This is a genomic window from Amycolatopsis sp. cmx-8-4 (assembly GCF_046548675.1).
GTDB lineage: Bacteria > Actinomycetota > Actinomycetes > Mycobacteriales > Pseudonocardiaceae > Amycolatopsis.
The window spans coordinates 1-23885 of the sequence record NZ_JAEBDZ010000008.1 but is presented as its reverse complement, the minus strand read 5'-3'; the positions used below and the strand labels follow the sequence as shown (position 1 = coordinate 23885).

At 71.2% G+C, this 23885-nt stretch carries 23 protein-coding genes; 6 read left to right on the top strand and 17 right to left on the bottom strand.

Features of this window, described 5'->3' with window-relative positions:
• Positions 1 to 42: 42 nt before the first annotated feature.
• The 12 genes from ACLJQZ_RS18460 to ACLJQZ_RS18405 form a co-directional block, all read right to left on the bottom strand.
• The gene (locus ACLJQZ_RS18460) at positions 43 to 768 is read right to left on the bottom strand and encodes a hypothetical protein (protein WP_410621220.1); all 726 of its coding nucleotides are present in this window, start codon (positions 766 to 768) and stop codon (positions 43 to 45) included.
• Positions 768 to 1274, bottom strand: a complete 507-nt coding sequence (locus ACLJQZ_RS18455) for a hypothetical protein (protein ID WP_410621219.1) — start codon at positions 1272 to 1274, stop codon at positions 768 to 770. Before ACLJQZ_RS18455 ends, ACLJQZ_RS18460 begins: the two co-directional genes overlap by 1 nt.
• The gene (locus ACLJQZ_RS18450) at positions 1262 to 2470 is read right to left on the bottom strand and encodes an MCE family protein (RefSeq protein ID WP_410621218.1); all 1209 of its coding nucleotides are present in this window, start codon (positions 2468 to 2470) and stop codon (positions 1262 to 1264) included. The genes ACLJQZ_RS18455 and ACLJQZ_RS18450 overlap by 13 nt, the downstream gene beginning before the upstream one ends.
• Positions 2470 to 3549 carry an MCE family protein gene (locus ACLJQZ_RS18445; protein WP_410621217.1) on the bottom strand — a complete coding sequence of 360 codons (1080 nt, stop codon included), beginning with the start codon at positions 3547 to 3549 and terminating at the stop codon, positions 2470 to 2472. The genes ACLJQZ_RS18450 and ACLJQZ_RS18445 overlap by 1 nt, the downstream gene beginning before the upstream one ends.
• Positions 3546 to 4577, bottom strand: coding sequence for an MCE family protein (locus tag ACLJQZ_RS18440; protein WP_410621216.1), 1032 nt, complete (start codon positions 4575 to 4577; stop codon positions 3546 to 3548). The genes ACLJQZ_RS18445 and ACLJQZ_RS18440 overlap by 4 nt, the downstream gene beginning before the upstream one ends.
• Positions 4574 to 5566 carry an MCE family protein gene (locus tag ACLJQZ_RS18435; protein WP_410621215.1) on the bottom strand — a complete coding sequence of 331 codons (993 nt, stop codon included), beginning with the start codon at positions 5564 to 5566 and terminating at the stop codon, positions 4574 to 4576. Before ACLJQZ_RS18435 ends, ACLJQZ_RS18440 begins: the two co-directional genes overlap by 4 nt.
• A complete protein-coding gene (locus ACLJQZ_RS18430; protein ID WP_410621214.1) occupies positions 5563 to 6567 on the bottom strand; it encodes an MCE family protein in 1005 nt (334 codons plus the stop codon). The genes ACLJQZ_RS18435 and ACLJQZ_RS18430 overlap by 4 nt, the downstream gene beginning before the upstream one ends.
• Positions 6564 to 7838: an MCE family protein gene (locus tag ACLJQZ_RS18425; protein WP_410621213.1), complete on the bottom strand. Its 1275-nt coding sequence runs from the start codon at positions 7836 to 7838 to the stop codon at positions 6564 to 6566. The genes ACLJQZ_RS18430 and ACLJQZ_RS18425 overlap by 4 nt, the downstream gene beginning before the upstream one ends.
• Positions 7835 to 8686 carry an MlaE family ABC transporter permease gene (locus tag ACLJQZ_RS18420; protein WP_410621212.1) on the bottom strand — a complete coding sequence of 284 codons (852 nt, stop codon included), beginning with the start codon at positions 8684 to 8686 and terminating at the stop codon, positions 7835 to 7837. Before ACLJQZ_RS18420 ends, ACLJQZ_RS18425 begins: the two co-directional genes overlap by 4 nt.
• 2 nt (positions 8687 to 8688) lie before the next feature.
• Positions 8689 to 9483, bottom strand: a complete 795-nt coding sequence (locus tag ACLJQZ_RS18415) for an MlaE family ABC transporter permease (protein WP_247062143.1) — start codon at positions 9481 to 9483, stop codon at positions 8689 to 8691.
• Positions 9484 to 10095: 612 nt separating this feature from the next.
• Positions 10096 to 11088 (bottom strand): LLM class flavin-dependent oxidoreductase, encoded by a 993-nt coding sequence (locus tag ACLJQZ_RS18410; RefSeq protein WP_410621211.1) that lies wholly within the window; start codon positions 11086 to 11088, stop codon positions 10096 to 10098.
• Between the two features lie 8 nt (positions 11089 to 11096).
• Positions 11097 to 12485 carry an FAD-dependent monooxygenase gene (locus ACLJQZ_RS18405; RefSeq protein WP_410621210.1) on the bottom strand — a complete coding sequence of 463 codons (1389 nt, stop codon included), beginning with the start codon at positions 12483 to 12485 and terminating at the stop codon, positions 11097 to 11099.
• Positions 12486 to 12547: 62 nt separating this feature from the next.
• Between ACLJQZ_RS18405 and ACLJQZ_RS18400 the strand changes: the two genes are divergently transcribed.
• The 3 genes from ACLJQZ_RS18400 to ACLJQZ_RS18390 all read left to right on the top strand — a co-directional run bounded on the left by ACLJQZ_RS18400 (position 12548) and on the right by ACLJQZ_RS18390 (position 17024).
• On the top strand, positions 12548 to 12751 hold the full coding sequence (locus ACLJQZ_RS18400; protein ID WP_410621209.1) for a hypothetical protein: 204 nt from the start codon (positions 12548 to 12550) through the stop codon (positions 12749 to 12751).
• 7 nt (positions 12752 to 12758) lie between these two features.
• Positions 12759 to 13199 (top strand): Clp protease N-terminal domain-containing protein, encoded by a 441-nt coding sequence (locus ACLJQZ_RS18395; protein ID WP_410621208.1) that lies wholly within the window; start codon positions 12759 to 12761, stop codon positions 13197 to 13199.
• Between the two features lie 93 nt (positions 13200 to 13292).
• Complete coding sequence (locus ACLJQZ_RS18390) at positions 13293 to 17024, top strand: hypothetical protein (protein ID WP_410621504.1); 3732 nt, start codon at positions 13293 to 13295, stop codon at positions 17022 to 17024.
• A 303-nt stretch (positions 17025 to 17327) separates the two neighbouring features.
• On the opposite strand, the gene ACLJQZ_RS18385 is transcribed toward ACLJQZ_RS18390, so the two are convergent.
• Positions 17328 to 17789, bottom strand: a complete 462-nt coding sequence (locus tag ACLJQZ_RS18385) for a MarR family winged helix-turn-helix transcriptional regulator (protein ID WP_410621207.1) — start codon at positions 17787 to 17789, stop codon at positions 17328 to 17330.
• Between the two features lie 135 nt (positions 17790 to 17924).
• On the opposite strand from ACLJQZ_RS18385, the gene ACLJQZ_RS18380 reads away from it, so the two are divergent.
• Together ACLJQZ_RS18380 and ACLJQZ_RS18375 are read left to right on the top strand one after the other, a co-directional pair.
• Positions 17925 to 19109, top strand: a complete 1185-nt coding sequence (locus tag ACLJQZ_RS18380; protein WP_410621206.1) for an MFS transporter — start codon at positions 17925 to 17927, stop codon at positions 19107 to 19109.
• Positions 19110 to 19132: 23 nt separating this feature from the next.
• The gene (locus ACLJQZ_RS18375; protein WP_410621205.1) at positions 19133 to 19966 is read left to right on the top strand and encodes an aldo/keto reductase; all 834 of its coding nucleotides are present in this window, start codon (positions 19133 to 19135) and stop codon (positions 19964 to 19966) included.
• Between the two features lie 49 nt (positions 19967 to 20015).
• Here ACLJQZ_RS18375 and ACLJQZ_RS18370 read toward each other — a convergent pair whose 3' ends face one another.
• From ACLJQZ_RS18370 to ACLJQZ_RS18360, 3 genes are all read right to left on the bottom strand, one after another.
• A complete protein-coding gene (locus ACLJQZ_RS18370; RefSeq protein ID WP_410621204.1) occupies positions 20016 to 20855 on the bottom strand; it encodes an SAM-dependent methyltransferase in 840 nt (279 codons plus the stop codon).
• A 134-nt stretch (positions 20856 to 20989) separates the two neighbouring features.
• Entirely contained in the window at positions 20990 to 22087 is a 1098-nt protein-coding gene (locus ACLJQZ_RS18365) for a hypothetical protein (protein ID WP_410621203.1), read from the bottom strand.
• A 63-nt stretch (positions 22088 to 22150) separates the two neighbouring features.
• The gene (locus ACLJQZ_RS18360) at positions 22151 to 22558 is read right to left on the bottom strand and encodes a helix-turn-helix domain-containing protein (RefSeq protein ID WP_410621202.1); all 408 of its coding nucleotides are present in this window, start codon (positions 22556 to 22558) and stop codon (positions 22151 to 22153) included.
• A 155-nt stretch (positions 22559 to 22713) separates the two neighbouring features.
• Between ACLJQZ_RS18360 and ACLJQZ_RS18355 the strand changes: the two genes are divergently transcribed.
• Positions 22714 to 23130, top strand: coding sequence for a hypothetical protein (locus ACLJQZ_RS18355; RefSeq protein WP_247055397.1), 417 nt, complete (start codon positions 22714 to 22716; stop codon positions 23128 to 23130).
• A gap of 104 nt (positions 23131 to 23234) precedes the next feature.
• Here the strand turns inward: ACLJQZ_RS18355 and ACLJQZ_RS18350 are convergent.
• Positions 23235 to 23885 (bottom strand): transposase (locus ACLJQZ_RS18350; RefSeq protein WP_410621201.1); only part of this gene is annotated, 651 nt, incomplete at its 5' end.

The following is a 23885-nucleotide window of genomic DNA, read 5'->3' as shown; positions in this document are numbered from 1 at the left end:
TGCTTCCGGAACCGGTGAAGTGCGCTATTCGGTGGAACGGCGTCAGCGCGGTTCGAGTTCGGTGACGACCCAGCCGTCGCCGGTGTGTTCCGCGGTCACGGAAAGCTGGGCCGCGGCGCTGTCGGTTGCATTGTTGTCGGCGCGAACGGCTGATTGATCGAGAAAGACGAGTAACCGCGCGTGACCATTCCGGAGATCCTGCACGGCGATCGCCGAAACGCGAGAGGTGAGCACCAGTTTCTGCTGGGGCGCTTTCTCGCGGACCTGGGCGAAGAGCTTGTCGTAGGAATCCTTCGCGGCACCGCGCAGCACGGCCGCGGCGGCCTTCTCGGTGACGTCGGTCTTGTCGTAGGAATAGGAGAAGATCCGGTTCATGGCGAGCGTGACGGCCGAGGTGACGTCGGCGGTGGCGCCGACGTCGGTGAGGGCGAGGTTGCCGGCGGCCGGGTTCCCCGACGCGGACCGCGCTTCGAGGGTGAACCAGACGCCGGCCCCGGTCAGCAGGAGGGCGGCGGCCAGCAGGAGCGCGGGCAGCCGCAGCCAGGCCGGCCGCGGGGTCGGAGCGGCACTTTCACGTGAAAGTGCCGCTTCGGCGGAATCCGCTTCGTCCGCATCAGCTGCCTCGGGGACGACCTCGGGCTCGTCGGTCTCGGTCTTGGTCGCGACGGCGACGGCGACGGCGACGGTTTCGGTGTCGGTTTCGGGCTCGGCGACGAGGTCACGCTCGTCGGCTTCGTCGATCGCCGCGATCTCTTCCGTCCGGCTCATCACGCACCCACCGGCAGCTGGTCGAGCGCGCTCAGCTTCCAGCCGTCCGGAGTGCGCGTCAGCGCCGCCGCGAACCGGTTGCGCTTGACCGCCGGGGCCGTTCCCTGCTTCGCCATCGTGATCTCCACCGAGGCCAGGAGCTTCGCTGTGCCCGCGTGCTCGTCCAGCTCGCTCAACGCCGCGTCCAGGACGCGGCCCGTCGCCACCGTGGCGTTCGCCGCGAGGGTCTTCTTCGTCGTGTCGTCGGTGTGGGCCAGCTGGTCGTGCAGCGGGCCCGTCGACGCCGCCAGCCAGCGGCCGAGACCGCCGTCGACGTCGTGGTAGTCGAGGCTGCTCAGCTCCGTCACCAGCGTCCGGCCGCTGGACAGGGCGTCGTCGCGGGCGGCGCCGTAGGTCAGGGCCGGGTCGTTCGACGCCGAGTACCACGCGTAGCCCGACCCGCCCGCGAACACCGCCGCCGCCGCCACGAGCACCAGCGGCAGGTACTTCCGCTTCACCGCAGCCACAGCATCTCCTCGAGGCTCGTCGACGTCGCCTGGGTGCCGAACCCGAGCGGGCCGGTCAGCCCGCCCGGCACGGCCGGGGCCGGCACGGCCGGGTGCGGCGCGTTCTGCGTGCCGCGCACCGAGCTCTCGTTCCCGTACGGCAGCGTGCACGCCGCGTCGGTCCGGAACGGCAGCGGCGAGACGTCGGTGCTCGCCCGGTGCGGGGTGTCCTCGTAGCCCTGCCGGCACGGCGGCGGGTTGTCGAAGTTCAGCACCAGCCCCATCCGCAGCGCGTCACCCCGGTCGTTCAGCGCCGAGCCGACGGCCGCGACGGCCTTGGGCGTGTTGACCAGGAACTGCTGCTCGGCGTCGGTGCGGGTGGCGAACACCCGGGACGTCGTCAGCAGGTTGGCCAGCAGGATCGGCAGGCCCGGGTCGTTCTCCTTCAGCAGGCTCGAAAGCTCCGACGCCGCGGGCGGCGCGGTCGCGATCAGCCGCCGCAGGTCGCCGTCGGAGCTGGCCAGCTGCTGGGCGAACACCTTGGCGTTGCTGCTGAACGAGCGCCACTCGGCCGCGGAGTCGACCTGGGTGCGCAGCACGGTCGCGCCGTCGCCGATCAGCTTCGACGTCTGCGGCAGGTGCGTGCTCGCTTCCTGGGTGAACGTCGTCGCCGAGTCCATCAGCGTCTGCAGGTCCGGGCCGGCGCCGCGCAGGGCGTCGTCGAGCTCGTTCACCACCGTGCGCAGGTCCTGCGTCGGCACGGACGCGGTGAAGGAGTCCAGGTCCGTCAGCAGGTTGTTCACCGGCAGCGGCAGCGTCGTCGACTCGCGCCGGATCACCGAACCCTGGGCCAGGTACGGCCGGTCGGACGTGCGCGGCTGCAGGTCGACGTACTGCTCGCCGACCGCGGACCGGTTCGCCACCACGGCCTGGGAGTTCTCCGGGATCGGCGGGGCGCCGTCGTCGATGAGCAGGTCGGCCTCGGTGCCGGTGGTGGTGAGCCGCAGCTCGCCGACCCGGCCGACGGCGACGCCGCGGTAGGTCACCTCGCCGTTGGTGAAGAGACCGCCGCCTTCGGCCAGTTCCAGCTTGACCGTGTAGCTGCCGGAGCCGAACAGCCGGCCGAGGCCCGCGTAGTTCGCGCCCACGAACGCCGTGGTGGCCAGGGCGATGATGACGAACAGGACCACCTGGACCCGCACTCTGCGCGTCAGCATCAGCGGCCTCCGGAGACGCGGGCTTCGCCGCTCGGCAGCGGGAGCGTCGGCAGGCCGGGCGGGACGCCCTGGCCGGACGGCGGCAGCGGCACGCCGGCCGCCGGGATCATCGACGTGTAGACGTTGATGTAGTCGCCCTTCACCGCGGGGAGCACCGAGTCGGGGAACGGGAAGGTCGGCAGCATCTGCAGCGACTGCGGCAGGTCGTCGCCGGCCTTGGCCAGCTGCTGCAGGATCGGCGCGAGCGAGCGCAGGTCGGCGACCAGGTCGTCGCGGCTGCGGTCGACGACGTCGGTGGCCACCGTCGAGAGCCGGTCGAGCGACTGCAGCATCGAGACGAGCTGCGTGCGCTGCTCGGTCAGGGACTGCAGGCCCGGCGTCAGGTCGGTCAGCGCGCCGGACACCTGCTCGTGGCGGTTGGCCAGCGTCGCCGACAGGCGGTTGAGGCCGTCGAGCGCCTCGGTGATGTCCGAGCGGTGCGCGTCCAGGTCGGTCATCAGGCTGTCGACGCCGCCCAGGAACGAGCGGATCTGCTCCTCGTTGCCGTCCATCACCTTCGACAGCTCGCGGTTGATCGTCTGCAGCTGCCCGATCCCGCCGCCGTTGAGCAGCAGGGACAACGCGCCGAAGATCTCTTCGAACTCGGGGTTGCGGTTGGTGCGGTCCAGGGTGATCGTGGCGCCGTTCCCGAGCCGCGGGCCGCTCTGCGCGGCCGTGGTGTCGTCCGGCGGGGCCAGCTCGACGAACTTCTCGCCCAGCAGGCTGGACTGGCGCAGCCGCGCAACGGCGTTCGCGGGCAGCACGACGTCGCCGTTGACCTCGAGCACGGTCTCGGCCGTCCAGCCGTCGGTCCCCAGCCGGATCTCCCGGACGCGCCCGACCGGGACGTCGCCCACCTTCACCGCGGCCTGCGGCACGAGGTCGAGGACGTCGGCGAACTGCACGGTCACGTCGTACGGGTGGGCGCCGACGTCGGCGCCACCGGGCAGCGGCAGGTCGTAGACGCCCTTGAACTCACCCGACGAGCAGCCGGTGAGCAGGAGGCAGCCGACGACCGCGGCGGCGAGGGCCCGCTTCATCGCCCACCCCCGTTGGTGTAGATATCGCCGGTGACCGGCAGCGGAAGCTCCTGGTAGTAGTCGAGGTTCGCCCGGCCGAGCAGCCGTCCGGTGTTCGGGTCGACCGCGTTGAGCACGTTCGTCACGGCCAGCGGGACGGCGTCGAGCGTGCCGGCCAGCGACGCGCGCTGGTCGACGAGCGTCTGCGTCGTCGTCACCAGGTTGTCCACATTGGCCTTGAGCGCGCCGCGGTTGTCGCGGATGAACCCCTGGATGTCACCGAGCGCGCGGCCGAGGCCGTCGAGGGCGTGGGCCAGCTCGCCGCTGTTGGCGGCCAGCGTGCTCGACACCTGTGAGAGCTGCTGGTTGACGCTGCTGACCTGCTGGTCGTTGGTCGAGAGCATGGTCGTGAACTGCTGCAGCTCGTCGACGGTGCCGAACAGGTCACCCGAGTTGCCGGCCAGCGTGCGGGCCAGCTGGGCGAAGTTCTTGACGCTGTCGTTGAACGCCTGGCCGTTGCCCTGCAGGTTCGCCGCGCCGGTCTTCAGCAGGTCCGACAGCGCGCCCTGGGAGTTGGCGCCGTTCGGGCCGAGGGCCTTGGTCAGCGAGTCGAGGCTGGCGTAGAGCTGGTCGAGCTCCACCGGCGTCGCCGTGCGCTGCACCGGGATCGACGCGCCGTCCGGCAGCCGCGGCCCGCCGCGGGCCGGCTTGGCGAACTGGACGTAGCGGTCGGCGACGACGCTGGGCGCGATCACCAGGACCGTCGTGTCCTGCGCGACGCCGACCGAGCCGTCGACGCTCATGTCGACCTGCACCTGCTCGCCGCGCGGGGTGACGGCGTCGACCTCGCCGATCCGGACACCGAGTACGCGGACGTCGGAGCCGGGGTAGACGCCGACCGCGCGCGAGAAGAACGCCGTGACGTGGTGCTGGCCGCTGCCGGCGAACACCCACCACAGCGCGGCCGTCACGACCAGCGCGAGCAGCAGGGCGGCGGCGATGAACCGGCTGGTCAGGACCCCGGCCCTGGTGGTGGTCAGTGCGCTCACTTGGTCCCTCCCGGGTTCTTCGGCGGGACGCACGGGTCGTGGTTCTCGGGCAGCAGGCCGCAGAGGTAGGCGTCGATCCAGTGGCCGTTGCCGGTCGTGTTGGTGACGACGCGGAAGTACGGCCCGGCCAGCTGCAGACCCTTGGTCAGGTTGTCGTTCTGCCGCTTGAGCAGGTCCGTCACCTGCTTGAGCGCCTCCAGCGCCGGCTTGAGCTGCGCGGTGTTGTCCTGCACCAGCCCGCTGAGCTGGTCGGCGAGCCGGGCCGAGCCGGTGAGCAGGTCGTGGATCGCGTCGCGGCGCCGGTTCAGCTCGGTGAGCAGCAGGTTGCCGTCGTCGATCAGCTTCTCGAAGTCGTCGTTCGAGTTCGCCAGGGTCGTGGTCAGCGTCCGGGCGTTGGCCAGCAGCTCGGAGATCTGGCTGTCGCGGCTCGACACCGTCTTCGACAGCTGGGACAGCCCGTCGAGCGCGCTGCGGACGTGCTCGGGGGAGTTGCGGAAGGTGTCCGACAACGTCGTGAAGCTGTCCGCGAGCTGCTTGGTGTCGATCGAGCCGACGGTGTTCGCGAGCCCGTTGAAGGCGTCGGTGACGTCGTAGGGCGTGACGGTCCGGGTCCGCGGGATCGCCTGGTCCGGGTTCTGCACGGCGTCGCCGCTCGGATCGAGCGCGAGGAACTTGCGGCCCAGCAACGTCTTGATCTTGATCTGGACGGACGTGCGGTCGCCGACCCAGGCGTCCTTGACCCGGAACGACACGAGCACGTGGTCGTCGGCCAGCGCGACGTCGCGCACCTCGCCGACCTTGATGCCGGCGATCCGGACCTCGTCGTCGGCCTGCAGGCCGGCCGCCTCGGAGAACTCGGCCTCGTACGTCGTGCCGCCGCCGACGATCGGCAGGTTGTCGTAGTTGAACGTGACGGTGAGCAGCGCGGCCAGCGCGACGCTGCCGAGCACGCCGAGGACGAGCGGGTTGCGCTCCTTGAAGGACTTCACGACTCACACCTCGGCGTCGGGACGTAGACACCGCGCTGGGGCGTGGTTTCCAGGGTGGCGCGGCAGAGGAAGAAGTTCATCCACGAGCCGTAGGAGGCGACCCGGCCGATCTCGGTGAACTTGACCGGCAGGTTCGTCAGGAAACCGTCCACATCGGACTGGTTCTGGGCCAGGTTCCCGGCGACGCCCTGCAGCCCGGCGATGCTGGCCTTGAGCGGCGGGCGGGCCTGCTCGAACAATCCGGCGGTGGACTGGGTGAGGTCGCCGATGCCGCTGATGGCGTCGCCGATCGCGGCGCGGTCGCCGGCCAGTCCGGACACCAGCTGCCGCAGCGTGGAGACCAGGTTCGCGAGCGCGTCACCCTTGCCGTTGACCGTCTTCAGGACCGTGTTGAGGTTCCCGATCACCTCGCCGATCACCTGGTCGCGCCCGGCGAGGGTGGTGGTCAGCGAGCCGGTGTGGGCGAGCAGGCTCTCGACGGTGCCGCCTTCACCCTGCAGCACCTGGACGATCTCGCCGGAGAGCTCGTTGACGTCGTTGGGCGAGAGCGCCTGGAACAGCGGCTTGAAGCCGTTGAACAGGTCGGTGAGGTCCAACGCGGGCGTCGTGCGGTCCAGCGGGATCTCGCCGCCCTCGGGCAGCAGGTCCCGCGTCGCGGTGGTGCCGCGTTCGAGCGCGATGTAGCGCTGCCCGACCATGTTGCGGTACTTGATGACCGCGTGGACGTCGGCGGGCAGCCGGCGGCCGCTGTCGAGGGAGAACCCGATCCGCGCCCGGTTGTGGTCGCTGATGTCGAGTGACTCGACCTGGCCGACCCGGACGCCGGAGATGCGCACGTCGTCGCCGACGTTGAGCGAGGTGGCGTCGAGGAACTTCGCCGAGTACGGCTTCGCGTCGCCGAGGCCGGAGTTCGTGATGGAGATGGCCAGCAGCGTCGTGGCGAGCGCGGTGACGACGATGAAGATGAGGCTCTTGATCAGCGGGGAGGCGATGTTCCTCACTTGAGCTTCACCTCCGTGCCGCGGTAGAGCGGGCCGACGAGCACGCTGCTCCAGCCGGGCACCTGCGCGTCCGGCACGCCGATCGACGGCGCGACGAGCGTGGCGAGCAGCTGCTGTTCCTGCGGCGAGTTCGCGACGCCGAGGTCACCCTGGCCACCGGGCAGCAGCGGGTGGCCGGCGGCACCGGGGGTGGCCGCGGCGGTGCCGGCGGTCGGGGCGACGCCGGAGGGGTAACAGCGGGGCTCGCCGCCGTCGGTGAAGCGCGGGTCGTCCTTGCCGGGCAGGTACTTGCCGCTGTCGGCGGTCACCGCGACCTCGGCGTGCAGGCCCGGTTCGTTCGTGCCCGCGCCGAGCACCTTGTCCATGGATCCCCTCAGGGCGTTCAGCGAAGCGAGGGTGCAGGCGAAGCTGGGGGAGTACTTCGCGGCGATCTCCAGCGGCGCGCGGCTGTCGGCGGCCAGGGAGATGAGGTTGTCGTGGTTGTTCTGCAGGAACGTCGTGATCTCCTGCGACGACGACGTCACCTGCTGGTAGACCCCGGCCAGGTCGGCCTGCTTCTCCTTGACCGTGTTGAGCGTGACGGCGGAGGCGGTGAGCGCGTCGAGCAGGTCGGGCGCGATGTCGCCGTACACCTGGGAAACCGTGGCCAGGTCCCGGATGTCCGAGGTGAGCTGCGGCAGGTTGGGGTTGAACTCCTTGAGGTAGCTCGCGGCCGTGTCGATCGTCTGCCCGAGCTGCTCGCCGCGGCCCTGCAGCGCCGTCGACACCGCGGTCAGCGTCGTCGCGAGCTTCTGCGGCTGGACGGCCTTGAGCAGCGGCAGCAGGTTGTCGAACACCCGCTCCAGCTCGATCGCGTTGGCCGAGCGGTCCTGCGCGATGACGTCACCCGCGCTCAGGTGCGGGCCCTGGTCGCCGTCCGGGATGGACAGCTGGACGTACCGCTCGCCGAACAGCGTCTTCGGCACCAGCAGCGCGGAGACGTCCTTGGGCAGCAGGGAGACCTTGTCCGGCTCCAGCGCCAGCGCCACTTCGGCGCCCTCGGGCGTCGCCTTGACGTCGCGGATCTCGCCGACCAGCACGCCGCGGGCCTTGACCTGGCCGCCGGGGGAGAGCTGGTTGCCGATGCGGCTCGCCTTGAGCGTCACCGGCACCGTGGCGACGAAGTCCTTGTCGTAGACCTTGATGGACAGCGTGACCAGCACGCCCATCACGACCAGGAACAGCACCCCGGCGGTGCGGACCCCGGCCTTCCGGCGGGTATCGCGTCTCATCCGGCCACCTGCACGGTGGTCGTCGCGCCCCAGATGGCCAGGGACAGGAAGAAGTCGAGGACGCTGATCGCGACGATCGCGGTGCGCACCGCGCGGCCCACGGCGACGCCGACACCGGCCGGGCCGCCGCTCGCGCGGAAGCCGTAGTAACAGTGCGCCAGGACCACGACGACGCTGAACACCAGGACCTTGCCGAACGACCAGAGCACGTCGCCGGGCGGCAGGAACAGCAGGAAGTAGTGGTCGTAGGTGCCCGCGGACTGGCCGAAGAACCACACGGTGATCTGCCGCGAGGCGAGGTAGCTCGAGAGCAGGCCGATCGCGTAGAGCGGGATGACGGCGAGGAAACCGGCGATCACCCGCGTCGTCACCAGGTACGGGACGCTCGGGATGCCCATGACCTCGAGCGCGTCGATCTCCTCGGAGATGCGCATCGCGCCGAGCTGCGCGGTGAAGCCGCAGCCGACGGTGGCGCTCAGCGCGAGACCGGAGACGAGCGGCGCGATCTCGCGGGTGTTGAAGTAGGCCGAGACGAACCCGGCGAACGCCGACGTGCCGACCTGGTTGAGAGCGGAGTAGCCCTGCAGCCCGACGACCGTGCCGGTGGCGACGGTCATCCCGATCATCACGCCGATCGTGCCGCCGATGACGGCGAGCGCGCCGCTGCCGAAGCTGACCTCGGCCAGCAGCCGGACGATCTCGCGCAGGTAGCGGCGGATCGCCCGCGGGATCCAGGCGATCGCGCGCAGGAAGAACAGGATCTGGTCGCCGAGGGTGTCGAGGAACCCGAACCGGCGGTCGACGGCTTCGCGCACCCGCGCGGACTTGGGGACTTCCGTGGTGGTCACGTTCAGCTCCCCTTGGGCGGCACGAGTTGCAGGTAGACGGTGGTGAGCACCAGGTTCAGCACGAACAGCAGCAGGAACGTGATGACCACGGACTGGTTGACCGCGTCGCCGACGCCCTTCGGCCCGCCCTTGGGGTTGAGCCCGCGGTAGGAGGCGACGACCCCGGCGACGAAGCCGAAGATGAGCGCCTTGATCTCACTGATCCACAGGTCGGGCAGCTGGGCGAGGGCGGAGAAGCTCGCCAGGTACGCGCCCGGGGTGCCGTGCTGCATGACGACGTTGAAGAAGTAGCCGCCGAGCACGCCGACGACGCTCACCATGCCGTTGAGGAAGATCGCCACGCCCATCGCGGCGAGCACCCGCGGCACGATCAGGCGCTGGACCGGCGAGACGCCGAGCACCTCCATCGCGTCGATCTCTTCGCGGATGGTCCGCGAGCCCAGGTCGGCGCACATCGCGCTGCCGCCGGCGCCGGCGATGAGCAGGGCCGTCACGATCGGGGCGGCCTGCTGGATGATGGCCAGCACGCTCGCCGCGCCGGTGAACGACTGTGCGCCGATCTGTGTGGTGAGGGACCCGATGTGCAGCGCGATGACCGCGCCGAACGGGATCGACACCAGGGCCGTCGGCAGGATCGAGACGCTCGCGATGAACCAGAACTGCTGGATCAGCTCGCGCGTCTGGAAGGGACGCCGGAACGTCAGCCGGACGACGTCGAGGCCGAGCGCGTAAAGCCGCCCGGTCTGCCGCAGTGCGGCGGCCCCGGGGAACGACGTCGTCGTCGTCCGTTCGGCCATTCGAGTGCCTCCCCAGTGTTTCGCGGGCACGACGAATACACCCGAGGTGAGTAAATGAACTGGTCCGAACGGGCTATCTCATGTCGGCCATTCACGGTCTCGGGGGTCACCGTGCCGTTTCCTACTGGTCGGTACGCTAACCACGGCCCTGCTGGGAGACAAGAACTTGAGCATGATCACGCGGTCACGGCCTGGTAACCGCGCATTTCTTGTCAATTACTGACAAACGGCCCGGATCTTGTTGTCAACCGAGGAGAGGAAATTCCCGCCCCGGGCGCAAGCACTGTTCACCCCTGCGCAGTCCGGCCCATTCCCGGCACCCACGTCTACCCGAATGGACGACACATCAACCCTGCCGGACGACCCGCCCGGCAGGGTATGTGCAAGAGCGACGTCCGTCCAGGCACGCGACCCGACCCTCCAGGCACGCGAACCGACCCTTCCAGTACGCGTGTTCGCCGGAGTTGTCCGGAACGCCGACACGCGTGATCGCGAAGCCGACACGCGTGATCAGGAGGTCGACACGGCGGCACCGGTAACGCCACGCCGTGTCGACCCTTCAGTCACGCGTGTCGACCCGCGGATCACGCGTGTCGACCCTTCAGTCACGGGTCAGGACTTGAGGCCGGCGATCAGCTCGTAGGAGCGGACGCGGTCCGCGTGGTCGTGGACCATCGTCGTGATCATCAGCTCGTCGGCGTCCGTGTCGTCGAGGAGCTGCTGGAGTCCCTTGTGGACCGTCTCCGGCGAGCCGATGATGCTCGAGCCGAAGCGGTCGGCGAGGAACGCGCGGTCCATCTCGGTGTACGGGTACTCCGCCGCCTCCTCGGGCGTCGGCATGGCGATCGGCCGGCCGCGGCGCAGGCTGAGGAACGTCAGGCCGGACGGCCCGGCCAGGAACTGGGCGCGCTCGTCGGTCTCGGCGGCGACCACGGACGTCCCGAGCATCACGTACGGCTCGTCGAGCGCACCGGGCCGGAAGTTGTCGCGGTAGAGCTGCACCGCCGGGATCGTGTTCTCCGCGGCGAAGTGGTGCGCGAAGGAGAACGGCAGCCCGAGCCGCCCGGCGAGCTGCGCGCTGAAGCCGCTCGAACCCAGCAGCCAGACCGGCGGCTGGTTGCCCTCGGCGACGGCGGCGTTGACCCCGCGGGCCTCCGAGTGGGTGAAGTAGCCGATCAGCTCCTGCAGGTGCTCCGGGAAGTTCTCCGCCGACAGCCCGCCCGGCCCGCGCAGCGCGAGCGCCGTCCGCTGGTCGGTGCCCGGCGCGCGGCCGATGCCCAGGTCGATGCGGCCCGGGTGGAACGCCTCCAGGGTGCCGAACTGCTCGGCGACGACCAGCGGCGCGTGGTTGGGCAGCATGACCCCGCCGGAGCCGACGCGGATGCGCTCGGTCGCGTCGGCGACGTGCCCGATCAGCACCGCCGTCGCCGAGCTGGCGATGCCGGGCATGTTGTGGTGCTCGGCCAGCCAGTAGCGGTTGAAGCCCAGCCGCTCGGTGGCGCGGGCGAGGTCGAGGGTGTTGCGCAACGTCTCCCCGATGCTGATCCCCTCGGACACCGGGGACAGATCGAGCACGGACAGCGGCACTTCAGGCAGTGAGCTCACAACCGGGGTCAACGCCCCGGTGCGCCGATAACTTCCCGCAACGCCGCCGGATCGCCGCCGCGCCAGGCGACGACGCCGTCCGGGCGCACGAGCAGCGCGTCCTCCGTCGCCTCCGCACAGGTGGCTGTGACGATCTTCACGCGCGATCCGGCGGCTTCCCGCAGGTCGGCGCGGTCCGTGAAGTCGAACAGCACGGTCCGGGCGGCCCGCATGATCTCCGCCACGCGAGTCGTCTCACCGTCGACCGTCAGCGCCAGATCGGGGACGTACGGCAGGTCGTCGGCGTCCCGCAGCAGCCCGGCGAGGTGCCGCGTCGGCTCCTCGAACGCGGCCAGCTCGCCGAAGAGCGTCCGCAGCGCGTCGCCGTCCTCGCCGGTCAGCCGTTCGAGCAGGGCCTGGACGCGGGTCTGGGTCACCGTCCGCGCGGCCACCGGGTGCCGTTCGTCGTGGTAGCTGTCGAGCAGGTCGTCGCCGGCTTCGCCGCGGACGACGGCGGCGAGCTTCCAGCCGAGGTTGACGGCGTCCAGCAGCCCGACGTTCAGCGCTGAGCCCCCGGCCGGGAAGACGTGCGCGGCGTCGCCGGCCAGCAGGAACCGCCCGGCCCGGTAGCGCTCGGCGAGCCGAGCCTGGCTGACCGTCCGCGACAGCCAGAGCGGCTCGCCCAGCGGCAGTTCGGCGCCGAGCACCCGCCGGACGCTCTCGCGGAACTCGCCGAGCGTCGGCTCGCCGGACGGCTCCGGCGCCACCTCGCGGACGCCGGCGATGACCACGCCCGGCGTCAGCGACGTCACCAGCACCCGCCCGGCCGGACGGCGATTCCAGCCCCGCTGCAGACCGTGAGCTGTGGTGAAGAGGTCGAACGGCTGGTCGGTCCGGAAGTGCCCGAGCCGCAGCAGCTCGTCGTCGGTCGTGCCAGGGAAGCCGATGCCGGCCAGTGCGCGGACGCGGCTGTGCGCGCCGTCGCAGCCGACGACGTACTTCGCGGCCAGCCGGTACTCGCCGTCCGGGCCGCGAACGGTGTCGACGTCCAGGAGTTCGTGCCCGCGCCGGATCTCGACGCCGAGTTCGACGGCGCGTTCGGCCAGCAGCGTCTCCATCTTGGGCTGTTGCAGCATCAGCCCGCGCAGCGGCGGCTTGCCGAGCTTCGTGAAGTCCAGCGGCACCGGCCCGAACGGGAACCCGGGGAACGGCCCGGCGAAGGCCGCCGCGGCCGTGAACCGCTCGAGCAGCCCCCGGTGGTCCAGCTGCTCGACGATCCGGCCGCCGAGCCCGTTCGCGCGCGGCCGCTCGTCCGGGGTCGCTCGCCGGTCGAGGACCACGGCCGTGACCCCGCCGAGCCGCAGCTCCGCCGCCAGCATCAGGCCCACCGGGCCCGCTCCGATCACTGCGACATCCATGACGCCTCCTTCTGCTCTGTCAGTTTGAACTGACGTCCTGTGTCAGGCTAGACTGACATGCCATGGAGGCGGAAGAGCTTTCGGGCCGGGTTTCCGAAACCGACCCCGCGGTCGCGCTGCGGGCCGTCGGCGCGCTGCACCGGCTCGCCGAGCAGGTCGAGGCGGCGGCGATCGCGCACGCCCGGGACCGCGGCTGGTCGTGGGAGCAGATCGGCGACGCCCTGGGCGTGGCCCGGCAGTCGGTGCACACGAAGCACGGGAAGTGAGGGCCGGATGATCGCCAAGAGCCCGTTCGCCTCGGTCGTCGCGGAGGCCCTGGAGGAGTCCCGCCGTCGCGGCGACCGCCGTCTCGGCACCGAACACCTGCTGCTCGGCCTGCTCCACAACGCCGACTGCGCCCACGCCCTCGGCGTCGACCTGGCCGCGGCCCACGCCGCCCTCGACCGCCTGGACCGCGAAGCCCTGACGGCCCTGGGCATCGACGTCGAAGGCCTCCGCCCGGCATCCGCCCCCCGGCGACGCGCGAAGCTGACGCCGGGAGCGCTGACGTCGAACGCCCGGGCGGTGGTCAACGAAGCGATCCGCGGCGTGCCGCGGCGCCGGGATCCGGTGGAACTGCTGCGGGCGCTGTTGTTGGTGGCCCGGCCGGATCCGGCCGCGGACTTGTTCGCCGCGCTCGGCGTCGACCAGGAAGAAGTCCGGCGCCGATTGTGAAATCCGCCTTTTCCCTCTGAGTGATGTCCGACCGGATACCGTGTGGCGCACCGGAACCGCAAAGGAGGACGGGTGCCGCGTCCGGAGCGACCGCTGGATCCCGGGGACGACCTGCTCACCGACTTCGCCGCCGATCTCCGGCGATTGCGCGAGAGCGCCGGGAATCCCACCTACCGCGAGCTCGGCCGGCGCGCGCACTACTCGGCCGGCACGCTCTCCGAGGCCGCCGGCGGGCGGAAACTCCCCAGCCTGGCCGTGACTCTGGCCTACGTCCGCGCCTGCGGCGGCACCCCCGATGACTGGGAAAAGCGCTGGCACGAGGTCGCGGACGACCGGAGCGGTGCCGATTCACCAGTCGAGCCGGAAGCGGGGGAATCGCCGCCGTACGTCGGCCTGGCCGCATTCGGGGCCGCCGACGCGAGCCGGTTCTTCGGCCGGGAACGACTGGTCGAAAAGCTCACGACACGCCTTTCGAGACAGCGTTTTCTCACCGTCCTCGGCGCGTCCGGTTCGGGCAAGTCCTCCCTGCTGCGCGCCGGCCTCCTCCCCGCCGTCCGCGGCCACGTCGTGCTGCTCACCCCGGGCGCCCGGCCGCTGCAGGAGTGCGCCGTCAAGTTCGCCGCCGCGCTCGGTGTCGCGCCCGGCGCGCTGCTCGACGACTTCACCGCCCACCCGCGCAACCTCGGCCTCGCCGCACGGCAATTGGCCGACGGCGGCGAAGAAGACGTCGTCCTGGTCGTCGACCAGTTCGAAGAGGTCTTCACGCTCTGCCAGGACGCCGGCGAGCGCGCCGCGTTCCTCGCCGCGCTGGTCACCGCGACCACCGAACCCGCCAGCCGGACCCGGGTCGTGCTCGGCATCCGCACCGACTTCTACACCCACTGCGCGCGCCACGCGGACCTCGCCGAAGCCATGCAGGACGCGCAGGTCCTCCTCGGCCCGATGACGACCGAAGAGCTGCGGCAGGCGATCTCGCGCCCCGCCGTCGACGCCGGTTACCGCGTCGAGAACGCGCTGGTGTCCCGGCTGGTCGCGGACGCCACCGGCCAGCCCGGCGTGCTGCCGCTGCTCTCGCACGCGCTGCTCGAGACGTGGCGACGCCGTCGCGGCACCACCCTCACCCTGGCGGGTTACGAGTCCACCGGCGGCATCGAACGGGCCGTCGCGCAGACGTCCGAAGGCACGTTCGCCACGCTTTCCGCGCGCCAGCAGCGTTTGGCGCGGCAGATCTTCCTCCGGATGACCGCGCTCGGTGAGGGCACCGAGGACACCAAGCGCCGGCTCAGCCGCGACGAGCTCGACACCGAGGACGACGACACCGCCGTCGTCCTCGCCGAACTGGCCGCGGCCCGGCTGGTCACCCTCGACGACACCGGCATCGACATCGCGCACGAGGCCCTCATCCGCGGCTGGCCGCGGCTGCGCGAATGGCTCACCGAAGACCGCGAAGGCCTGCGCGTGCACCGGCAGCTCACCGAGGCGACCGACGCCTGGGAATCGGTCGAGCGCGACCCCGGCTGGCTCTACCGCGGCACCCGGCTCGCGATCGCGCGGGAATGGGCCGCGCGCCAGGACTCGGTGCTGTCCCAACGGGAACGGCGGTTCCTCGACGCCAGCCTCGCCGTCGAGCACGCCGAGCAGCAACGCGAACGGCGTCGCACGCGGCGGCTGCGTCAGCTGGTCGCGCTCTTGGCCGTGCTGCTGGTCTTCGCCGTCGGCGCGACGGTCTACGCGGTGCGCGCCGAGTCCACGGCGACCGGCCAGCGCAACAGCGCGCTCGCCCAGAAGGTCGCCGGCCAGGCGCTGGCCATGCGCGCCACCAACCCCGCGCTCGCCGCGCAGCTCGCGCTCGCCGCGTACCGCCTCGACCCGGCCGCCGACGCGCGCGGTGCCGTCCTCGGAATGTTCGCGACGCCGTATTCGACGCGGCTCACCGGGCACACCGGCCGGATCAACACCGTCGCCCTGCGGCCGGACGGGCAGGTGCTGGCCACCGCGAGCTGGGACGGCACGGCCCGGCTGTGGGACGTCCACGACCCGCACCACCCGGCGCCGCTCGCCACGCTGAGCGGGCACACCGGCAACGTCAACAACGTCGCCTTCGCCGCCGACGGCCGGACCGTCGCCACCGCGGGCTTCGACGGGACCGTCCGGGTCTGGGACGTCACCGACCCGCACCGGCCCGGGCCCGGCGTCATCGTGGAACGCCACGAGGGCAAGGCGTACGCGGTCGCGTTCAGCCCCGCCGGCCTGCTGGCCACCGGCGACGTCGACGGCACGCTCCGGCTGTACGACACCGCGAGCCGCAAGCAGGTGGGGGAGCTGGCTGGGCACACGTCGTACGTCAACAACCTGGCCTTCAGCGCCGACGGCAAGCTGCTGGCCTCGGCGTCGGCGGACAAGACGGCGCGGCTCTGGGACGTCGCCGGCCGCCGCCCGCTCGGCGTCGCGACCGGGCACACCGACGTCGTGCACTCGGTGGCCTTCAGCCCCGACGGCCACACGCTCGCGACGGCGAGCGCCGACCAGAGCGCGCGGCTGTGGGACGTCACGGATCCGACGCGGCCGGCGCAGCTTTCCGCGCTCCTCGCGCACAAGGCGATCGTGCGGTCGGTCGCGTTCACCCCCGACGGGCGCACCCTCGCGACCACCGGGTTCGACCGCACCGCGCGGCTGTGGGACGTCGCCGACCCGCGGCGGCCGCGCGAGCTGGCGCCGCTGCCGGGGCACACCGGCGCCGTCGGCTCGGCGGTGTTCAGCCGGGACGGCAGAACTCTGGCCACGGCCAGCGACGACCAGACCGCCCGGCTCTGGGACCTGCCCGGGCCCGCCGTCCCCGCGCACACGGACAAGGCGTGCGACGTGGACTTCGGCCCCGGCGGCCTGCTCGTCACCGGCGGCTACGACAAGACGGTGCGGCTGCGCGACCTGGGCACGGTGCGCCCCCTGGCCACGATCGGCGGCTTCGGCGACGCGGTCTGCGGCGTCGCGATCAGCCCCGACGGCCGGACGCTGGCCACCGGCAGCTGGGACCACACGATGACGCTGCGGGACATCACCGACCCGGCGAAACCCGGGCCGCCGGTGGTGTTTTCGCGGCCGGGCGACGACATCGACGCGGTCGCGTTCAGCCCGGACGGCCGGCTCCTGGCCACCGCGGGCGAAGGGCACACGGCCCGGCTCTGGGATCTCGCCGACCGCGCGCACCCGGTCGAGATCGCGCGGCTCGAGGGCCACGCCGACGACGTCCACACCCTCGCCTTCAGCCCCGACGGCCGGACCTTGGCCACCGCGGGCTGGGACCACACGGCGCGGCTGTGGGACGTCTCGGCGCCGCGCGCGCCGAAGCCGCTGGCCAAGCTCGAAGGGCACACGGACACGATCTTCTCGATCGCCTTCAGCCCCGACGGCAAGCGCGTCGCCACGGCGAGCGCCGACCGCACGGTCCGGCTGTGGGACGTCGCACCCGCGCGCCCGGCAGCGGTGCTGACCGGGCACACGGACATCGTCATGGCGGTGTCGTTCAGCGGCGACGGCCACACCCTCGCCTCCGGCGGCTACGACCGCACGATCCGGTTGTGGGACGTCGACACGGCGGCGCCGCGCGCGGTCCTGCCCGAGGAACGCGACCGCGTCTACGCCGTGCGGTACGCCCCGGACGGTCACACGCTCGCCGGAGCCATCGCGGACGGCACGGTCCGGGTGCAGGAAACGGATCCCGGCCGCGCGGCCGAGCGGATCTGCGCGATCGCGGCCCCGCGCATCACCCCGGACGAGTGGACGGCGAGCCTGCCGGGCCTGGACTACGCGCCGCCCTGTCCTTGACTTGCGCTGCCCCTGAACGGCGTAACGACGTTGTTCGGCGTTGTTGTTCGGTAGCCGATCGCGGACACCGAACAACCCGGATCGGCTAGACATGGCCTCGGACGGACGCGTCCCACGAACGTTTCGCTCACCGGGGGTCTGAAGGGCTCCTTCAAGGGCACGGGAAGTCGCCTCCCGCCCCTCGAAGGAGCCCTTCAGCGTGCCTGAGCTCAAACGCCCCAATGTGGCGTTGGGTGCGTCCAGCGCACCCAATGTGGCGTTGGGTGCGTCCAGCGCACCCAACGCCACATTGGGGCGCTCGGGTCAGACGGTGCGGGCGCCGGGGAACGTGAGTGTGCCGAGGGCGCCGACGAGCGGCGCGAGCTCCGGCAGCGCTTCGGCTTCGGCGAGAGCCTCGGCCAGCGCCGTGTCGTGGGTCGGGCGGGCCGCCGTGAGCAGGGCCCGCCCCGCCGGCGTCACCTCGGTGTAGATCCCGCGGCGGTCGTCCGCGCAGAGGTAGCGCGCCAGCAGCCCGCGATCCTCCAGTCGCGTGACCAGGCGCGTCGTCGCGGACTGGCTGAGCACCACGGCGTTCGCGAGCTGGTTCATCCGGAGGTGGAAGCCGTCCTGGCGGCCGAGGACGTCGAGCACCGTGTACTCGCTCACCGAAAGCTCGTGGTCGCGTTCGAGCGCGCGCTGCAGCCGGTCCTCGATCCGCGCGTGCAGCGCGGCCAGCGTCCGCCAGCCCTGCGCGCGCGCTTCGACGGCGTCGTCGTCCAGTGACACGGTTCACCTCTCCCCGGCTTGCACGCACACCGTTGCACGCTGCACCATCAAGCTTGTGCAATATACGGCGTCTGCAACTATCTCGGACGCTCGTAGTTGCTGACGCTGCTGACCACTCTACCCAGAAGGAAGTCCATGCCCGCCGCTCTGCTCGCACTGGCGATCAGCGCTTTCGGGATCGGCACCACCGAGTTCGTGATCATGGGCCTGCTGCCCGAGGTCGCGGGCGACTTCGGGGTTTCGATTCCCTCCGCCGGCCTGCTCATCTCGGGCTACGCGCTCGGCGTCGTCGTCGGTGCTCCCGTGCTCACCGCGCTCGCCTCGCGGGTGCCGCGCAAGACCGTGCTCGTCGCGCTGATGGGCCTGTTCATCGCGGGGAACGTGCTCTCGGCGCTGGCCCCGAGCTACGGCCTGCTGATGACCGGCCGGGTGGTCGCCGCCCTGGCGCACGGCGCGTTCTTCGGCGTCGGCTCGGTCGTCGCTGCCTCGCTCGTCGCCCTGGCCAAGCAGGCCGGCGCCATCGCGCTGATGTTCACCGGCCTGACCGTGGCGAACGTCCTCGGCGTGCCCGCCGGCACCGCGCTCGGCCACGCCTTCGGCTGGCGCTCGACGTTCTGGGTGGTCAGCGCCCTGGGTGTGGCCGGCGCGATCGGCATCCTGGCGCTCGTGCCGCACCAGCGGCCCGCCCCGGGCGCGGGCCTGCGCGGCGAGCTCGCCGTGTTCCGGCGCCCGCAGGTGTGGCTCGCGCTGGTGACGACGGCCCTCGGCTTCGCCGGGGTGTTCGCGTCCTTCACCTATATCGCGCCGATGATGACCGAGGTCGCCGGCTTCTCCAGCGGCGCCGTCACCTGGCTGCTCGTGCTCTTCGGCGCCGGCCTGTTCGCCGGCAACCTGCTCGGCGGCAAGGCCGCGGACCGCAAGCTGATGCCCAGCCTGTACGTCATCCTCGCCGCGCTGGCCCTGGTGCTCACGGCGTTCGTGTTCACCGCCCACGCGCAGGTGCCGGCCGCCATCACGATCGTGGTGTTCGGCGCGGCCGGCTTCGCGACCGTGCCGCCCTTACAGGCCCGCGTGATGGCCAAGGCCGAAGGTGCCCCGGCGCTGGCGTCGGCCGCGAACATCGCCGCGTTCAACCTCGGCAACGCCGGCGGCGCGTGGCTCGGCGGCCAGGCCATCGAGTCCGGCCTCGGCTACACCGCCCCCAGCTGGATCGGCGCCCTGCTCGCCGCGGCCGGCCTGGCCGTGGCGCTCGGCTCCGGCCTGCTCGATCGCAAGTCCCGGGTTAGTTTCGAACCCGGGGAACGGGTACCCGCCCGATGAACCACCCACCGAAAGGAACCTTCGTGACCAGCGTGCCCGTGATCGAACTCAACAACGGCGTGCGGATGCCGCAGCTCGGCTTCGGCGTCTTCCAGGTCCCGGACGCCGAGACCAAGGCCGCGGTGCAGGCCGCGCTCGAAGCGGGTTACCGCAGCATCGACACCGCCGCCGTCTACGGCAACGAGGCCGGCGTCGGCCAGGCCCTCGCCGAGTCCGGCGTCGCCCGGGACGAGCTGTTCATCACCACCAAGCTGTGGAACTCCGCCCAGGGCTACGACGCGACACTCGAGGCGTTCGACTCCAGCATGAAGAAGCTGGGGCTGGAGCAGCTGGACCTGTACCTGATCCACTGGCCGACGCCCGAGCGCGACAAGTACCTCGACACCTGGAAGGCGTTCGAGAAGCTCTACGCCGACGGCCGCGTCCGCGCGATCGGCGTGTCCAACTTCCAGCCCGCGCACCTCGAGCGGCTGCTCGAGCACGCCGAGGTCGCCCCGGCGCTCAACCAGGTCGAACTGCACCCGTACCTGCAGCAGCGGGAGGTCCGCGAGTTCGACGCGAAGCACGGCATCGCGACCGAAGCGTGGAGCCCGCTCGCCAAGGGCGGCTCGCTGCTGGGCGACCCGATCGTCGCGGAACTGGCGGTCAAGCACAGCCGCACGCCCGCGCAGATCGTGCTGCGCTGGCACCTGCAGCTGGGCAACGTGGTGATCCCGAAGTCCGTTACTCCGTCACGGATTCAGGAAAACTTTGACCTGTTCGAGTTCACCCTCACGGAGGAGGAAGTGGAGTCGCTGACGCCGCTGAACCGCGACGAGCGCACCGGTCCGGACCCGGACACCTTCAACGCCGCCTGATCTTTTTCGCCCCGAGCCCGGCACTTTCACGTGAAAGTGCCGGGCTCGGTCACAGCTTGCGGGCGACCCCGCCCAGCGTCAGGAAGTTCAATTCGCTCAACGAGTGGATGCGCGGGCCGTCCGGCCACCATTCGTGCAGGTAGACCAATCCCGGCCGGAGCAGTTCGAGGCCGTCGAAGAACGACGCGATCTGCTCCCGCGACCGGTGGACGCTGCCCAGCCCGGTGCCCTGGAAACTGGTCTCCAGCAACCGCGCCAGTTCCTGGCGCGGCGAGTCCTCTTCCGGGTCGAAGTTGTGCGTGAGCAGCAGGTACGACCCGGGAGCGAGCGCCGCGACGTACTCCGAGACGATCTTCTTCGCCCGGTCGTAGTCGTCGATGTGGTGCACGATCGACGTCAGGATCAGCGCCACCGGCCGGGTGAAGTCCAGGTGCTCCCGGACGACCGGGTCGGCCAGGGTCTCCGCGGGCTTCGTCAGGTCCGCGCCCGTGACGTGGGTGAGGTAGTTCTCCTCCAGCAATGCTCGCCCGTGCACCTGCACGACCGGGTCGATGTCGACATACACCACCTGCGCGTCCGGATTGTACCGCTGGGCCACCTGGTGGGTGTTCTCCGCGGTCGGCATGCCCGAGCCCAGGTCCAGGAACTGGTCGAGGCCACGCTTTCCGGCCAGGAACCGCACCGCGCGGACCAGCCAGTCGCGGTGTTCCTTCGCCATCGCGCGTGCGCCGGGCGCGATCGCCAGGAGCCGCCGCATCGCTTCGCGGTCGACTTCGTAGTGGTCGTGCCCGCCGAGCAACGCGTCGGACAGCCGGGCCAAGCTGGCCTTGCTGAAATCGAGGGCGGCGGCGCCTCCCTCGGCCCCGGACCGCAGGTCCCCAGGCGTCATCGACTCTCCCTCGTCGAGCGGCGGACGAGCCCCTGCCCCGGGCTCGGCCACCGTGTCCGGCAACGGACAGTGCTCAGACTACGACATGGCGTTCATCAAGTGAACCGCGCAAGGGCCTTGCCTGCCAGGGACAATCAGCCGAACAGGAGTTCGTGCCACGTCGTTCCGCCGTCCGTGGACCGGTACACAGCGGAGCCGTCGGCCGCGTCGGGCTGGCCGTCGACGACCACCCCGGTGCCGCGGCCCGGGAAGTCCAGATCGGTCAGACTGAGCCCGCGTTCCGAGAGGACGGTCGTCGTCCAGGTGCGTCCGCCGTCCGTCGTGCGGTGCAGGAAGCCGACGCCGCCGCCCTCCGCCGCGATCGTCGCGGACGCCGGCGACGCCGCGCCGAAGCCCTGCGTGATCCCGACGACCGGGGCCGCGTCGGTGCCGCTGAACGTCCCGCCCAGGCGCGGCGCGTGCCGCAGGCTCCGTTCCGTCGAGCCCGGCTGGGGCGAGCCGGGACTGCTGCTGCACAACGCCACGACCTGCTTGTCCCGGACACCGGCGAGTGACGCGACCGTCCCCGTCGGGCACGGCGGCGCGGCCGGGGTGAAGCGGACGCCGTCACGCGAGGTCCAGTACTTCTCGTCGCCGTAGTTCGCACCGAGCGCGATCTGCAGGCCGCCGCCGACGGCGACGTCGCCGTAGGTGATGTCCCCGGTGACCGCGAAGCCCGGCATCGGGACCAGCACCGGCGAGCCGGCGGCCGCCGAGTACAGCCGCGTCGAGCCGCGGCCCTCGCCGTAGGTGCTGAGTACGGCGAACACGCGGCCGCCGGTTTCGGTGATCTTCGAGACGTAGAAGGGTTCCCGCGCGTCGACGAGGCCGACCGGGTGCCAGGTCGCGCCGCCGTCCCGCGTCGTCCGCACGTGCACGCCGTCGCTCACGTAGGCGACGCGATCGCCGACGAACGTCAGCGCGACGTGGTTGTGGTTGTCCGGCAGCGGCATCGAGGGCGCGCCGAGGCGCCGCCAGTGCCGTCCGGCGTCGGTCGTGCCCAGCAGCGCCGGGCACCACGACTTCGCGCAGGGAGAGTAGCCGAGGACGTAGCCGGTGTCCGGGCCGGTCCAGCTCGTCGACGCGGGCTGGAACCCTTTCGGGACAACGGTTTCCGCGGAAGCGGGCGAGGCGGGGACGGCCAGGGCGGTGAGGACGGACAGCGTCAGTGCCGTACGCCGGAGGAGTCTCATGATCACCTGGACGTGCCGTGGCGGCCCGGGTTGCCCGCCCCGGGCGAGGTTCAGCCGCCCGGCTCAGCCCAGGCCTTCGACGAACCCCGCGACCATCCGCAGCAGGTCCGCGCCGGCCGCGAGGTCGCCGAGCACGATGAGCTTCAGGAGAGACTTCTCCTTGTCGTAGATCGTTTCGACGCGCAGGGACTGCGGTCCCTGCAGCGACGCGTGGACCAGGGTGGCGATCCGGTCCGCCGTCGCCCGGTCGACGTCCTCGATCTCGACCACGCCCGACAGGTCCGCCTTCTTGACGGCCGGCGCGGCGGCCGGGAGCCCGGTGAAGGCCGCGAGGTCGGCCGCGGTGATCCGGTACTGCTTGCCGATCCGGACCGCCTTCAGCCGCCCGTCCCGCACGTAGTTCCGGACGGTCCGGACGTGCAGCCCGAGCTGCGTAGCGACCTGCTCGACGGAGTAGACCTCCTGCGCCATGACCCTCCTCGATTTCCGCAAAGTACCCTATCATGCCCCATGTTTCGGAAGTTTACGGAACACCGGGTTTGCCGGCCCCGGCACCGGGTACTTCCCCCTGGCACCGCACGCCCCAGATCCGTCCACAGAGGACTGTCGAAAGGACGGCGCCGACGATGCCGTATCCCCCTCCCCCGGAGCAGCCCTACGATCCGCGGTACGAACCCGCCGCCACCGAAGAAGTCGTGGAGCGAACCCCCGCCCGCCTCCGGATCGTGCGCACGGTCAACGCGCTCATCCACCTCGTGTGCGCGGTGTTCGCACTGGTCCTCGCCGTGCACATCGTGCTGGTCTTCGGCGAGGCGAACGCGGCTAACGGCTTCGCGCACCTCATCTCCGAATGGTCGGCCGGCGTCTCCCTGGGCCTGCGCGACCTCTTCACGCCGGACTCCGAGAAGTTCCGGGTCTTCTGCAACGACGGCCTGGCCGCGGTCATCTGGCTCGTCATCGGCGCGGTGCTGACCGACGTCATCACGCGCATCGGCGCGCCCGGCCCGAGGCGGGTCTGGTACCGCCGCCGCAGCTACCGCTGACCGAGCCGCCCGCTGCTCACGAAGAAGCCCTCTCCGGTCCGCCGGAGAGGGCTTCTTTCTTGCGCCCGGAACGGCACTCGAAAGACATCCCAGGAGTGTAGATGTCAAGCAGCAACGTGCTCAGCGTGATGCGGCCAGGCAGTGTGCTCGTCGTAGACGATGCCGGTTTTGAGGCATCCGTGGAGAATGCCGACGAGTCGGTTGGCGAGCTGCCGCAGTGCGGCGTTGTGGCCGGCGCCGCGGGCTTTCTGCCGGTCGTAGTAAGCGCGGGCGCCGGGCGAGTGCAGCAACGCGCTCTGTGCCTGGCTCATCAAGGCGTCGATGAGCCGGTCGTTGTGCACGAACCGCGCCAAGGCGACCTTCTTCTTGCCCGAAGCGCGGGTGATCGGGGAGGTCCCGGCGTAGTTCTTGCGGGCCTTGGCCGAGGTGTAGCGGTTCGGGTCGTCGCCGAACTCTGCGAGCACCCGGGCACCGAGAACCGATCCCAGACCAGGCTGGGAGAGGATGGTCTCAGCGGCCGGGTGCCGCCCAAAATAGGCCTCGACCTGCCCCTGCAAGACCTTGACCTGAGCGTCCAGGACGGTCAGGACCGCCAGCAGCGCCTGGACCGAGGCGGCGTAGGCGCCAACCACGACATCAGGCTGGGCAAGGTGCTCGGCGCGCAGAGCGGCCTGGATCACCGCCGCCTTCCCGGCGATGTTGCGGCGCCGCGCGCGTGTCAACGCGGCGCTGATCTGGGCGATCGTCAGCCGGGC

Coding starts and splice junctions, on each gene's coding strand:
- ACLJQZ_RS18460 (WP_410621220.1), bottom strand. CDS start 768: ATGAGCCGGACGGAAGAGATCGCGGCGATCGACGAAGCCGACGAGCGT.
- ACLJQZ_RS18450 (WP_410621218.1), bottom strand. CDS start 2,470: ATGCTGACGCGCAGAGTGCGGGTCCAGGTGGTCCTGTTCGTCATCATC.
- ACLJQZ_RS18445 (WP_410621217.1), bottom strand. CDS start 3,549: ATGAAGCGGGCCCTCGCCGCCGCGGTCGTCGGCTGCCTCCTGCTCACC.
- ACLJQZ_RS18425 (WP_410621213.1), bottom strand. CDS start 7,838: ATGAGACGCGATACCCGCCGGAAGGCCGGGGTCCGCACCGCCGGGGTG.
- ACLJQZ_RS18415 (WP_247062143.1), bottom strand. CDS start 9,483: ATGGCCGAACGGACGACGACGACGTCGTTCCCCGGGGCCGCCGCACTG.
- ACLJQZ_RS18405 (WP_410621210.1), bottom strand. CDS start 12,485: ATGGATGTCGCAGTGATCGGAGCGGGCCCGGTGGGCCTGATGCTGGCG.
- ACLJQZ_RS18400 (WP_410621209.1), top strand. CDS start 12,548: ATGGAGGCGGAAGAGCTTTCGGGCCGGGTTTCCGAAACCGACCCCGCG.
- ACLJQZ_RS18395 (WP_410621208.1), top strand. CDS start 12,759: ATGATCGCCAAGAGCCCGTTCGCCTCGGTCGTCGCGGAGGCCCTGGAG.
- ACLJQZ_RS18380 (WP_410621206.1), top strand. CDS start 17,925: ATGCCCGCCGCTCTGCTCGCACTGGCGATCAGCGCTTTCGGGATCGGC.
- ACLJQZ_RS18370 (WP_410621204.1), bottom strand. CDS start 20,855: ATGACGCCTGGGGACCTGCGGTCCGGGGCCGAGGGAGGCGCCGCCGCC.
- ACLJQZ_RS18365 (WP_410621203.1), bottom strand. CDS start 22,087: ATGAGACTCCTCCGGCGTACGGCACTGACGCTGTCCGTCCTCACCGCC.
- ACLJQZ_RS18360 (WP_410621202.1), bottom strand. CDS start 22,558: ATGGCGCAGGAGGTCTACTCCGTCGAGCAGGTCGCTACGCAGCTCGGG.
- ACLJQZ_RS18355 (WP_247055397.1), top strand. CDS start 22,714: ATGCCGTATCCCCCTCCCCCGGAGCAGCCCTACGATCCGCGGTACGAA.